Here is a 12,426-nt window from a genome sequence, read left to right as displayed (position 1 = left end):
CGCCGACAGTTCGGCGTCATGAAAGCCCCTGCTTCGATCGGCATGGCTGCCAGCGTTGGCTGGTTCTTGCTGTGTGGAAGGCCAAAAGGCTCCGTTGGGCGGTCACGCAGCTCGAAGAGTTCGTCGAGGTCTGCCTGTACGCCCATCGCTTCCGAATTCATCACTGTGGGGGCCTGGCGTCACTGGATGAAGGCGGGTTGCCAACTCGATTCATCGCGCAATCTGCAATTGATCAAGGTCCAGCAGCAGATAACTGGAAGAGCGCTTCGCCTTGCGGTTTCCGTCATCGCTGACGATGATGATTCCCGCCCTTCCTTCGATGTCGGCTGGGCTCACTCCTTCGGCGCGTGCGAGCGACTCCAATCCTGGAACCGTTACGCTGCGGACCAGGCTTTGCTGCTGACCGTTCCAGAGCCAGAGCGCGAATTCGCAGGCCTCGCGTGACACTGGCCCACTGATGACCAGATACTCACCGATGGAGGGGAGGAAAGACATCCCACGAATTCCATGCCCGCCGAGATCCAGCTCGGACAGTTCAGCCGACACCCGAGGTGCCTCGCTCGCCTCGAAGATGCCAGCCGGATTGTCGACGCTCGCAATGATTGCGCGGCCATCATGCAGTGGGCTACGAAAGCCTACCAGCAGTCGTTGCTGATCCGGAGTGATTTCCAATGCTTCGATGTTGAGGCCGCCAGCGTCCTTGACATCCAGGATCTCGGCTGCCGAAGCCAATAGAGGATGCTGCGACGTCAGGGCGCGCTTCAATCCATCGACGACCTTGGGCTCCACAACCCGATCCCCCTCAACCCGGAACCGAACCAGGCGCTCCCGCGACCGTTTTTCGTGGCCCCCTTCATCTCGAGAATGCGAGGTGATGGCGTAGACGAATCCTGCCTGGTCCATAGCCAGCCCCTCGAGATCATCGAGCTTCCCGAAGTCACTGAAGATCTGCAGCAGCAATCCCAGCTTGAGTTCGGTGCTCTCGACCGTCCCGTCGGCGCCGATCGTGATCGAACTGAATGGGTGGCTCTTTTCATCCTCGACTACCAGGAAGCGCCCGTCCGGCAGTTGCTGGATCGCCGAAGGCTCGTAGATACCGGTGAGAGCTTGGAAAGAGGGGGGTGTTCTCAGTGCCACCCACAGATTGTGTGCCCATGCACATGGTTCATCAACATAGCCGTCGAACCGAAGTTGCGATGGCTTCGGATCACAATGTCACGATTGCGTCTAATTGGCACGAGGCGTCGTTAGCACCACAGCCCGAGGACAACTTGATGGAACGCCCGGGCCGGCCGGGGTCGAGCGCCTCGAAATTGGCGACTGTCCGTTTGACTTGCAGCGTGCTTCCTTTCGCAGTTGTGGATGGTGCCGCTGCGCTCGAACTGGCAGTAGCCTCCGTGCCGCCCTTACCGAGGCGGCGGCTTGCCTGGACATGCATCGCCGCCGCATCCTGACTAGGACCCGCTGTGTTTGGCCTCTCGCATTTGGAGGCGTTGTCCTATAGGCGCGCAGTGCTCGCCGCACGACGCTGCGTCCACCTCAACCAAGGAGCGCACCATGAATCTCATCATCTGGCTCGTCGTGGGCGGACTGATCGGCTGGGTCGCCAGCATGATCATGAGAACCGATGCTCAGCAAGGCATGGTCCTCAACGTGATCGTCGGCATTGTCGGATCGCTGCTCGGCGGCTGRCTCGTGGCGCCGCTGCTCGGGGCCGCGACGGTCAACCAGAACGACTTCAGCATCCGGGGCTTGCTGGCCTCGCTCATCGGCGCGGTGATCCTGCTGGCGATAGTCAACCTGGTGCGCCGCGGGCGCGTCCGCTGAGGGGAGATCGTCATGGGACTGCTTACCCAGATCCTCGGCGGCCTGGCCGGCAACGCGCTCGGCGACCGTGACGCCCAGCGGCGCGGCGGCGGCATGAGCCCGGTGCTGATGGCGCTGCTGCCAGTGCACAAGCCATCGACGAGGTCTTCGGCCACGCCCAGTTGCACCGCATCGCGCAGCAGGCGGGGATCGGCGACGACGAGGCGCGCAGGGGGCTGTCGGAACTGTTGCCGGATGTGGTCGACCATTTCACGCCCGGCGGCAGCATGTTCGAAGGCGACCAGCTCTCGGCGAGCGAGGACGACTATCTGCGCCGGCTCACGTAGCGGCGGTTGCGGGGCGGCGGATCGGTACATGGCGAGGATGTTCGACTGGCGGCGCGACGGCTTGTGCCGTAGCATTCGAATTCCACTGCCGGAGCCGGCCGCGGCCGTCATAGGCCCAATTTAGGAGCGAAGAATGGACGAAGCCACACAGCCTGAAACAGCATCTTCAACGATCGTGGAAGCGCTAGGCAAGAACAGAGATGCCACCGCGGAAGTCAAGAAGGTGGCCGACAATCTTTTGGTCGTGCAGGCGGTCCTCAAGGAGGAGATCGTTCAAGACACCCAAACGGAGCAAACGGAGCTCGTGGACCGCGCGGTCGAGCACGCGGGCGAACTTGAGAAGCGGCTGACGAAGTCGGCAGAACTGCTCGATGAGGTGAATGAATCCCTTGAGCAAGCTGCCCAAGACAGCGACGGGTCAGACGGGGGTTCGGACCGAAGTCCTCCGCCGAAAAATGGGCTGCCGCATTTGTCCAAGTCAGGGGCCTCGTAGCTCCCACTGGCAGTTGACGTAGATGGCGGCTCGCGGCGATCTGCGTAGTCGCTGGCGTAGGGTCGCCAGGGCGCAGTGCGCCACGGATCAGACCAGGAACAGCAATCGATGCTGAGTCTTCATCGGAGAGATCGGAGGTCTACTCTCTCTTGAGCCCCGTATTGGCCTGAACCGAGGCCAGCATGCGCTCATGATCCGCGGCGATTTGCTCATCCTTCTGTGCCTTGCTAGCCACCGCAGTTTCAAGCGCTTCATTCACCGCGCGGACGGTATCTTCGTTGACCACATGCTCCCCGTCGGATTGGACGCGAAGACACTGTCCATCCGCCTTCACACTGAAGCCGTCAACATTCACCGAAAGCAATGCATCGCGATCAATAGGGCCATCAACATTGAACGACACATCGTGCACGTTGTTCGTGCCCTTTTTGTTAACGGAAGTAATCTTCATATCGAGTCCTCCAGTCACGCGGTTTCGAGGTCACCATCCCGCCCCAATAGTACGGCGCCGGCACCGTGATCGTCTGGGACAACGGCACCTGGGAACCCGTCGGCGATCGTCATGATGGGCTGAAAAAGGGAAAGCTGGTCTTCCACATGCACGGCCAAAATCGGCACTCTAGACTGCACTGCCGCCGCTCGCGAGCGATTGGCCGGTGCTTGGATGCCTCTCGGAGATGAATTGGGGAAAGGCTCCTCGCGCGCCAGCGCTTGGATATGTTCGACCCATTCCTGATTCGTGGACACGAGTCCTCCTTCCTGAATGTCTGACAGACAACGCCTTGCCGCCTCGTCCACGGGTCTTCCCCCGCAGCGAAAATCCCCGCCGAGGCGGCCGGTGCGGCAGAACAGAACCTTCAAGTCGGAGCGATGGGTCCGCTGCCCGCCGGCACAGGCGTCAGGTTCTTTCGGCATGGTTGTCGCTGAGTCGTCAAGCAACCGGGCAAGTCCTTCGCATGCGCATAGGGCAAATATCCCAACACGATGCTGGAGAGTCGGAGCTTGTCATGCCAGACGGTGTTGATGGAAGGCGCATCCGCGATTCCGAACGCCCAGTATCCGGTCTGGGAGGGCGTATCGATGGTGACTCGGATGCTCGATCCCGCACGAAAGACGTGGGCGAACTTCTGCAGTGCCAGGCGAACCTGCGTGGGCTCGCCAGGTTTCATCGGCTTCACCGCTGCCTCCGTGAAGTCGCCCCAGGGCCGCAGCGCCGTGGACCTGCCGAGGTCCAGTTGTCGTTTTGAGGCCCGTAGCCAGCCGCGCTGCACATACATCTCCATGCCGTCGGATCGCACCTCCGACACTGTGACTTGCAGATCGGTATCGGCAGCCGTCGCGCTCAGCCACAGATCGGCCGAGCCTTCGCCATAGAAGCTCAGGTCTTGCGGCAAGGCACCTGTCGTGAAGCTCAGGTGTCCCTCCGGGGCATTCACGTCTTCCCATCCCTCGGATTGAGGGTTGTTGACGGCCGGGCTGCGCACGGGGTATTCATAGCTGGACGAAGCCGAGACGGCCGTCGGTGCCGCGTCGCTCAGGCCGCCACCTGCCTGCAGCCACAAGCGCATGGGCGTGACATGGACCGGCAGGCGATCGAACTCGGCGACGCTGGTCGGAACCAGTGCCAGCTTGTCGCCGGGCCCCTTGTTGATCTGCAGTTCCTGCAGAAGGCGCACGTGCGGCTCGCGCTCAAAGCCGTTGTCTTCGCCCTTGACGAAGCGGGCGTAGAAGCGCTTCATCACGTCAAACATGTAGTCCGAGTTGGCGCTCGTGTGGTGGTCGCCGTTGGAACTCATGAACCAGAGCTTCTCCGGGTCGACGGTGTCCTCGTAGTGGCCCATGCGCGTACCGACTTCCTCGTCCTGCCAGGCCTGCGTGCCCAGCGTGGGGATGTTGATCCGGTTCGTGACGAACATCGCGCTGCGCTTGGCATACAACGCGTCATAGTGCGGGTTCTCGTTGAGCCATTTGTTCCAGTCGAGCTGGGGCTGCCGGACCTTCGCGATGCTGTCGGCGACGGTTCTCTCGCACTCGGTGTCGCCGTCCACTTCCTTCGCTTTCTGGCCCACAAGGTTCCAGAGGATCGGGAAGTTGCCCCACCAGAGCGACGGAAAGCCGACGTTCTGGATGCCGCCCGGATAGCCGACGTCGCGGTAGATATCAGCGACGCTCTTGCCGGGCGATATGGCCAGCAATCCGGCGGGTTGCCGCGCGGCGACCCACAGCTGGGTGAAGCCCGCGTAGGAGTAGCCGACCATGCCGATCCTGCCGTTCGACCAGGGCTGCTTGCCCGCCCACTCGACCGCATATGCGCCCGCGGCACCGACCGAGGCATCGATCACTTGGTCGTCGCCAGTGGAACAGCCGGTCCCCGGAACGTTCAGTCCCATCACCGCGTAGCCTTCGGCAACCCATGGTTTTCCGATGTCGGGAGAAAAGCCCGAGCCATAGCCGTCGTATTCGATCAGCACCGGGAAGCTTCCCGTCGACCGGGGCAGCAACACCGAATAGCGCATCTTGTTTCCGTCGGGCAGTTCGATGTACCCCCATTTCTTGACGGGTCCGTCGTCGACGGGGACGTCGCTGGGCGGCTGAATGTCCGGTGGAACGGACGTGCCTCCACCCGTGACAGGGCCGTTCGCTGGCGGCGGCAGGTTCAGTGGAAGGGAGGAACTGCCGCCACCGCAGGCGGTCAAGGTCGCGGCAATGGTCACGAGGCACGCCGCAAGTTGCCAGCGCGGTCTTTGGCCAGGTTTCATCATTCGATTTGTCTCCATGGGAAGGTCAGCGGGGGAGCCGTCTCGCGGAGACGGCGGGACAGCGCATTCAAGTCCGTCACATGCGCTGGAATCGGTACACGAATGCCGGGGGGAGGTTGGCGACGGCGACGCCGATACGCACGGCATGCAGCCCCGCGCGTTCCAGCAGCGCGTGCGGTACCGGGCAACGCGGGAGGTAGGTGAATTGATAGAGCGCGCCATCCGCACGCAGATGGCGCAGGAACGCCCCTCTCAGAATCGCCAGCGCCTTCTCGACCGGCATGGCCAGCAGCGGAATGCCACTGACGACGGCGCTAGCCCTTTCGCCACCGAAGAAGACGCCGGTCTGCCCCAGGTGCGCAGCATCCATGTGCAGCACCCGGACGCCCGGGAAGCGCCTCCCCAGCGAATAGGCGAAGGCGCGGTCGGCTTCGACCAGCACCAGGCGTTTCCTGGGGACGCCGCGCGCGAGCAGGGCCTCGGTGAAGACGCCTGTTCCCGGCCCGAGTTCGATGATGGGGTCGTCCGCCGACTGGATGTCCGACGTGATCAGCGCTGCCAGCGAGCGGCCGGACGGTGCCACCGCGCCGACCAGGCGGGGATCGCGCAGCCACGAGCGCAGGAACATGGCCTTCTCGGCGACCGACGTGCGGATGCTTCCTCTTGCGGACATGATCGGATCAGTCATGACCTGCGGGGTGTTGTGGCCGGGCCAGGCGACGCCACGCCGCGAACCCAGCCATCTCCACGAGCAGCAGTCCAACCAGGGTGCCGAATGCAATCCATGAGGCATTGCCGGTGCCGCTCCACTGCGCTGCGATCCGACCGGCGCTGATGAACAGCGCATTCCAGAGCAGGATGCCCGCCGCGGAGCCGGCGACAAAGGCCAGCGGCTCGGCGCGCAGCATCCCTGCCACGGCGGGCGCGAGTTCACGTGCCACCGGCAGCAGTTGAGACGAGAGCGCGAACGCCATCTCGTGAGCGCGGCAGTGGGCCTTCAACCGMTCCAGTCGCACGGCAGGGACGGGCAGCAGCATCGAAAGGCGCCGCAGCCCTCCCAGCGAACGCCGCCCGCCGACGACGGTTCCGACCGCATAGATGAGGATGCAACCCGTCAAGCTGGCCATGGCGGTCGTGGCCACCGCCTCCGGCATCGACCAGTGTCCCTGCGCGCAGGCGATGCCGATCGCGACCGACAGTCCGTGAGCCGGGATGATCGGGACGAGACGCTCGAACAGCGTCAAGCCGACCAGGCCCAGCAAACCGTGCGAGGCGACCTGCGCCATCATCGTTCCAATAGGATCCATGGTCGATCGCCCTATCGGAGGCGGTTGCGGCTGGGAGAGGCGTGCCGGGTCGATGCAGGTGGGGAGTTCGGTGTCATGGTGTTCTCTGGCTGGCAAGTGGATGGGCGCCGTGAGCGCTTCTGCGCCCACGGCGCGATCCTGCGTTGCAGCCTTTAAGAACTTTTTAATTCCCTCGAGGCATCCTCGCGGGCATCCATTTCGATGAATGAGCGAGCCACGATGCATATTCTTTTGGTTGAAGACGACGCGATGCTGGCGCAGGCAGTGAGCGCAGGCCTGCGCCAGAACGGCTGGAGCGTCGATTGCGCCGCCGACGCGGCAGCGGCACGACTGGCGCTGGTCGATCATCACTACACGGCGGTCCTGCTCGACCTGCACCTGCCGGGCGCCTCGGGCTTGTCCGTGCTGCAGACCCTGCGCACCCGCTACGACAGCACGCCGGTATTGATCGTCACAGCGCGCGATCAGCTCAGCGACCGCGTGCGCGGGCTGGACGCCGGCGCCGACGATTACCTGGTCAAGCCGTTCCAGCTCGACGAGCTCTACGCGCGGCTGCGTGCGCTGGCGCGGCGCAGCCAAGGCCGTGTGACGGAAGTGCTGCGGGTCGGAAGCGTGACCTTGGACCCCGGCCGGCGCGTGGTCACGCGCGAGAACGAGCCGGTGGTGCTCAGCACGCACGAATACCGCACGCTGTTGGCCCTGATGGAGCGCCAGAGGCGGGTCGTCACCCGCGACCAGCTCGAAGAACTGGTCTACGGCGACACTGGAACGATCGAAAGCAACACGATCGCCGTCTACATCCATCAGCTGCGCCGCAAACTCGGCGAAGAACTGATCGCGACGGTCCACGGATTCGGCTACCGCATCGGCGAGGCGCACCCATGAGGTCGCTGCGCACACGCCTTCTGATGGCGCTGATGGCTTCGATCCTGCTGTTCTGGTGCGGCTGGGGCGTGTTCATGTCCTGGTGGATGTGGCGCGACCAGTCCGGCTTCGTCGACACCATGCTGAAGGAGACGGCGGAGCTGGTGCTTTTCTCGCTGCCGGAGAATGTCGGGTTGCTGTCGGCCGTGCCGCCGGCAGCGCCTGCCGTCGCCGCCCCTGCGTCATATCGCAAAAGCGGCGAGGTCTTTCAGGTCTGGGTCAATGGCCGCAACGTGATCCGGTCCCCGGATGCGCCCCTTGCGCCGATCAGGGCGAGCTTCACGGATGGCTATTCGCGCGAGCAGGTCAATGGCGCCTATTCCCGCGTCTATGCCGTCTCGGATGCGGGTCACCGCATCCAGGTGCAAGTCAGTCGGCCGCTCGCCCAATGGCGGCAGGACGTGTGGACCGGTGTCAGCTTCAGCCTGCTCAATACGCTGGCGATGCTTGTCCCGCTGAGCGCGACGATCTGGTTCGTCATCCGCTGGTCGTTCCGGCCGGTCACCGCGGTGCGCGTCGCCGTCCAGGAAAAGGAGGCGCTCGACTTCTCGCCGCTGCCGATCCGGGGGCTGCCCGAAGAAATGCGTTCACTCGTCGAGTCCTTCAATCGCCTGCTCGAGAGATTGCATCGAGCCGTCGAGGGCGAGCGTCGTTTCATCGCCGATGCGGCGCACGAACTGCGCACGCCGCTCGCGGCGCTCTCTGCGCAGGCCTTCGTTGCGCAACGGGCCGAAGGCATCGAGGAAAAGAACGCAGCGCTGGCGCTGCTGGCGACCGGCGTGGATCGCACGGCGCGACTGTCGGAGCAGTTGCTGGAGCTGGCACGGCTCGATGCCGCTGCCGACACGGCGCGGCACGTGCCACTCGAACTGTCGCGACTGGTGGAAATCGTGGTGCGTGATTTCCAGGGCCTCGCGCGCCACAGGAATCAACAGCTGTCGCTGGACATCGAGCCCTGCATGATCTGGGGCGATGTTGACGAGCTCGGCATTCTGTTGCGCAATCTCGTCGACAACGCACTGCGCTTCAGCGGCGAAGGCGGGCAGATCGCCATCTCCTGCCGGCTCGAGCGCATTGCGGGGGCGCGCGGAGTGTGCCTTCGGGTCACCGACGACGGGCCTGGCGTTCCTCCGCCCCTGCGCGATCGCATCTTCGAGCGCTTCTACCGCGTTGCGGGCAGCGGCCAGCCGGGCAGCGGTATCGGTCTTTCGCTGGTGTGGCGCATCGCTCAGTTGCACGAGGCCCGTATCGAGGTGGGCGAGGGACTCCACGGTCGCGGACTCTCGATTTGCGTTCGCTTTCCCGAATGGCTGGACCCGGCCGCCGCCCTGGTGCAGGGCTGACGCCGCGACCGTTGCCACTCGCATTGGAACTGCTGCTGGTCGGCGCGGCCGGCGCGCTGCAATCGGCGACCTTCGTGCACACCGGTGCGTGGTTCCTGCAGCTTGTCTGCTGCGGGCTGCTCGCCTGGCGCGCCGCGCGGGCCGGTGCGCGCCGCGCAGCGCTGCTCGGTGCGGCCTACGGTTCGGCCTGGCTGTGGAGCGGCGTCTGGTGGCTGTACATCGGCATGCACCACTACGCCGGCCTGCCGGCCTGGATGGCGGGCGCGGCGGTCGTTGCGCTCGGTGCCGTGCTGTCGATCTACCTGGCCGGCGCGCTGGTGCTGTTCGTGCGCTGTCGAACCGCGGTGCCTCTGCACGACGCGCTGCGATTCGGCGCCGTCTGGTCGCTTGCGGAACTCGCCCGGGGCTTGATCTTCACGGGCTTTCCCTGGCTGGCCTCCGGCTACGCCCACGTGGACAGCCCGCTCGCCGCGCTCGCGCCCTGGGTGGGTGTGTACGGCATTGGCGCCGCGGCGGCAACGCTCGCGGCCTGGAGCGTCTTCTCACTCCAGCAGCCGCAATGCCGCTGGCGTGGCGCGGCTGCCGTGGCGGTCATCCTCGCCGGGCTCGCGCTGATGGGAAATGTGGGCTTCACACGAGCGACCGGCGCGTTGAGTGTGACCCTGCTTCAAGGCAACGTTGCCCAGAACGAGAAGTTCGCCGCCGACCGGCAGCGTGGTGCACTCGCGTGGCACATGGAGGCGCTTTCGGCCGCCAGCACGGATCTCGTGATCGCGCCAGAAACCGCCATCCCGTACCTGCCCGGCGAACTGCCCGTCGATTTCTGGACCGCGATGGAAGCGCGATTTTCAGCCGGCGCCACGCACGCGATGTTCGGCATGCTGTCGCCGGGAGACGGTGGCGTCGGCTACGCCAACTCGGTCCTCGCCCTGGCGCCCGGACGGGCGCGCTACCGCTACGACAAGCATCATCTCGTGCCGTTCGGCGAGTTCGTTCCGGTCGCGCTGGGCTGGTTCACGCGCCTGATGAAGCTCCCGCTGGGCGAGCTCAGCGCCGGACCCGTGCGTCAGCCCGCCTTCATCGTTCGAGGCGAGCGCCTCGCGCCGACCATCTGCTACGAGATTCTGTTCGGTGAGGAACTGGCGCTCCGCTTCGCCGACGACGCGGATGAACCGACGCTGCTTGTCAATGTCAGCAACATCGCGTGGTTCGGAGAGTCGGAGGCCGTGCAACAGGATTTGCAGATCGCACGGATGCGCTCACTGGAATTCGAGCGGCCGATGCTGCGCGCAACGAACACTGGCGCGACCGTGGTCATCGACCATCACGGAACGGTCCGGCATTCGCTTCCTGCTCATGTGCGGGGCCAGCTTGAAGCGACGGTTCAGGGGCGGCAGGGACTGACGCCGTATGCGTGGTGGGCGCGGCGTGTCGGCCTCTGGCCCCTCTTCGCGATCGCCGTCGTGCTGCTGCTCGTGCCGGCGAGGCAACGCCGAGCAACGTGAAGTTCCGATCGGCATCCAGACATCAAGTCCTCCGGCACTGTCGCGAGGCCAGGTCATGAAGGATCAAGTAGTCGCAGCAGCTGTCGAAGGCGCCGGCGTGAGGGTCGAGTGTCGCCGAGCTCCCGTGTGCGTCCATTCCCGGAATCGCCCGGCGTCTGTTGAGACTTCAACTGTTCACGTTGGGCGCGCGGCGCACTGGCCAGATTGCCGAGTTCTGCAAAGGGCATGGTCGGCGCAGGAATCTCTCGCATCAGCAGGTTCCTCCCTTGGAGGCTTGAAGAGGTCTCTGCATACCCGCGATCGAGGTCGCCATCAGGCAGGCAGACGGAGCCAGGGCAGGGCTCCTCTTCATGCGCAAGGGCTTCACCGGCTCATCCCACGAGCCCGGCCACCAGCACGGCATTGGTTCCGCCGAATGCGAAGGAGTTGGACAACGCGTAGCGCAAGCCTTTCGCTTCGCGCGCCGTGCCCCGGATGAAGTCGAGGTCGAAGGCCGGGTCGGGAGAGACCAGGTTCGCCGTGGGCGGCAGTGCCTGCCGTTCGAGCGCGCGCAGGGCAAGGATCAGTTCCACGGCACCGCCGCCGCCCATCAGATGCCCATGGATCGCCTTTGTTGCGCTGACCGGCACCGTGTTGCCGAACACCGCATGAATCGAGCTCGCCTCGGCCGCGTCGCCCGCCTGGGTCGCCGTGCCATGCGCGTTGATGTGGCCCACCTGCCTGGGCTCGAGTCCCGCGTCCCGCAGGGCGGCGCGCATGGCGCGGGCCTGGCCTTCGGGATTTGGAATGGTGATGTGGCTGGCATCGCAGTTGGTGGCGTAGCCTGCAAGCACCGTGGACACCGCTGCACCGCGCGAACGCGCATGGGACTCGGACTCGAGCACCAGCGCGGCCGCGCCTTCGCCGAGCGCGAATCCGGCTCGATCGATGGAAAACGGACGGCAGGCTGTAGCAGGTGCGTCGGCCGGCGGCTGCGCAAGGACCCGCATTGCGTGCCAGCTCGCCATCAGACCCGGCGTCAGCATCGCCTCGTGACCGCCGACGATCGCCACGTCCAGCAAGCCACCGCGAATCGCGTGCATGGCCTCCCCGATCGCCACGGTGGACGAGGCGCAGGCGCAGGCATAGCCGATGGCAGAACCGCGCGCCGTGAAATGAAGCGCGATCTCCGCCACGGCGGCATTCGGCATCACGGTCAGCACAGTGGTCGGACGGATTCGCCGGTGGTCGACATACAGGGTTGAGGCTGCCGCGTCGAAGCTGGCACAACCGCCGATGCCGCTGCCCCAGAACACGCCGAGACGATCGGGGTCGAGTTCGGACGATGCGAAGCCTGCCTGGCCCATCGCTTCGCGTGCAACGGTCAGTGCCATCGCGGTCCCTCGGTCGAGCGGCAGGCGCGATGCGCTTCGCACAGCAGCCGCATCGAAATCGCAGGAGGCCACGGCCAGCGTCGCCGGGTCGAGCCCCTCGATCTCCAGCACTTGAGTGCGAACCATGGAGAGGCCCTCGAAGAGTGCGTCGTCGATGGCCTGCAAAGTGCGGCCGATCGGCGTCAGGAAGCCGACACCGGTCACCGCCACCGGGGTCGCGCGTGCCACGGGCTCCCCATGCCGAGCTGCCCGCGCATGGCTCAGGACCTGGCCCACTCTCATGCGATGTCCGCCGGGGCGTCGCGCGAGGCGATCGCCAGTTGCTCAATCAGCTCGCCAAGCTCCTGCAGCGTGTTGTTGACGCCGCGCCGAGCGAACTCCTCGTCAGGGATTCGAAGCCCGAAGGCATCCTCGACGGAAAACACGAAATCCATGATGTCGAGCGAATCAAGACCGAGATCGAGCAACTCGGCGTCGGGCGCTATCTTCGCGGCATCGACGCGAAAGTGGGTCACCAGGATCTTGGCGATCGTGTCGACGGTGTGGGATGTCATGATGGCTTCCTTTGA

The 12,426-nt window shown here is 65.0% G+C and carries 13 protein-coding genes and 1 pseudogene; 6 read left to right on the top strand and 8 right to left on the bottom strand.

Annotated elements, in window-relative coordinates:
• Positions 1–210 precede the first annotated feature (210 nt).
• A complete protein-coding gene (locus tag AB4Z46_RS23500; protein WP_442285954.1) occupies positions 211–1,137 on the bottom strand; it encodes a DUF3616 domain-containing protein in 927 nt (308 codons plus the stop codon).
• A gap of 420 nt (positions 1,138–1,557) precedes the next feature.
• On the opposite strand from AB4Z46_RS23500, the gene AB4Z46_RS23495 reads away from it, so the two are divergent.
• The 3 genes and pseudogenes from AB4Z46_RS23495 (at position 1,558) to AB4Z46_RS23485 (ending at position 2,646) form a co-directional block, all read left to right on the top strand.
• Positions 1,558–1,827 carry a GlsB/YeaQ/YmgE family stress response membrane protein gene (locus AB4Z46_RS23495; RefSeq protein WP_442285953.1) on the top strand — a complete coding sequence of 90 codons (270 nt, stop codon included), beginning with the start codon at positions 1,558–1,560 and terminating at the stop codon, positions 1,825–1,827.
• Positions 1,828–1,955: 128 nt separating this feature from the next.
• Positions 1,956–2,153: pseudogene (locus AB4Z46_RS23490) on the top strand (YidB family protein); the annotation flags it as partial.
• Between the two features lie 133 nt (positions 2,154–2,286).
• On the top strand, positions 2,287–2,646 hold the full coding sequence (locus tag AB4Z46_RS23485) for a hypothetical protein (protein WP_442285952.1): 360 nt from the start codon (positions 2,287–2,289) through the stop codon (positions 2,644–2,646).
• Positions 2,647–2,785: 139 nt separating this feature from the next.
• Here the strand turns inward: AB4Z46_RS23485 and AB4Z46_RS23480 are convergent, their stop codons facing one another.
• From AB4Z46_RS23480 to AB4Z46_RS23460, 5 genes are all read right to left on the bottom strand, one after another.
• Positions 2,786–3,097 carry a hypothetical protein gene (locus AB4Z46_RS23480; protein ID WP_442285951.1) on the bottom strand — a complete coding sequence of 104 codons (312 nt, stop codon included), beginning with the start codon at positions 3,095–3,097 and terminating at the stop codon, positions 2,786–2,788.
• Between the two features lie 14 nt (positions 3,098–3,111).
• Positions 3,112–3,393, bottom strand: coding sequence for a hypothetical protein (locus tag AB4Z46_RS23475; RefSeq protein ID WP_442285950.1), 282 nt, complete (start codon positions 3,391–3,393; stop codon positions 3,112–3,114).
• A gap of 110 nt (positions 3,394–3,503) precedes the next feature.
• Positions 3,504–5,360 (bottom strand): CocE/NonD family hydrolase, encoded by a 1,857-nt coding sequence (locus tag AB4Z46_RS23470; protein ID WP_442285949.1) that lies wholly within the window; start codon positions 5,358–5,360, stop codon positions 3,504–3,506.
• Between the two features lie 121 nt (positions 5,361–5,481).
• Positions 5,482–6,093: a class I SAM-dependent methyltransferase gene (locus AB4Z46_RS23465; protein ID WP_442285948.1), complete on the bottom strand. Its 612-nt coding sequence runs from the start codon at positions 6,091–6,093 to the stop codon at positions 5,482–5,484.
• Entirely contained in the window at positions 6,086–6,694 is a 609-nt protein-coding gene (locus AB4Z46_RS23460; protein WP_442285947.1) for a DedA family protein, read from the bottom strand. Before AB4Z46_RS23460 ends, AB4Z46_RS23465 begins: the two co-directional genes overlap by 8 nt.
• 237 nt (positions 6,695–6,931) lie before the next feature.
• Here AB4Z46_RS23460 and AB4Z46_RS23455 point away from each other — a divergent pair, with 237 nt between their 5' ends.
• The 3 genes from AB4Z46_RS23455 (at position 6,932) to lnt (ending at position 10,484) form a co-directional block, all read left to right on the top strand.
• A complete protein-coding gene (locus AB4Z46_RS23455) occupies positions 6,932–7,597 on the top strand; it encodes a response regulator transcription factor (RefSeq protein ID WP_442285946.1) in 666 nt (221 codons plus the stop codon).
• 119 nt (positions 7,598–7,716) lie between these two features.
• Positions 7,717–8,979: a sensor histidine kinase gene (locus AB4Z46_RS23450; RefSeq protein WP_442285945.1), complete on the top strand. Its 1,263-nt coding sequence runs from the start codon at positions 7,717–7,719 to the stop codon at positions 8,977–8,979.
• A 23-nt stretch (positions 8,980–9,002) separates the two neighbouring features.
• Positions 9,003–10,484 carry an apolipoprotein N-acyltransferase gene (gene lnt / locus AB4Z46_RS23445; RefSeq protein WP_442285944.1) on the top strand — a complete coding sequence of 494 codons (1,482 nt, stop codon included), beginning with the start codon at positions 9,003–9,005 and terminating at the stop codon, positions 10,482–10,484.
• A gap of 371 nt (positions 10,485–10,855) precedes the next feature.
• Here the strand turns inward: lnt and AB4Z46_RS23440 are convergent, their stop codons facing one another.
• Together AB4Z46_RS23440 and AB4Z46_RS23435 are read right to left on the bottom strand one after the other, a co-directional pair.
• A complete protein-coding gene (locus AB4Z46_RS23440; RefSeq protein ID WP_442285943.1) occupies positions 10,856–12,085 on the bottom strand; it encodes a beta-ketoacyl-[acyl-carrier-protein] synthase family protein in 1,230 nt (409 codons plus the stop codon).
• A gap of 50 nt (positions 12,086–12,135) precedes the next feature.
• A complete protein-coding gene (locus AB4Z46_RS23435) occupies positions 12,136–12,411 on the bottom strand; it encodes a phosphopantetheine-binding protein (protein ID WP_442285942.1) in 276 nt (91 codons plus the stop codon).
• Positions 12,412–12,426: the final 15 nt, after the last annotated feature.

The organism is Variovorax sp. M-6, assembly GCF_052114385.1.
In the GTDB taxonomy this organism is placed as follows: domain Bacteria; phylum Pseudomonadota; class Gammaproteobacteria; order Burkholderiales; family Burkholderiaceae_C; genus Variovorax.
Note: the sequence above shows the minus strand (reverse complement) of the source record. Positions and strands in the feature narration are given on the sequence as shown.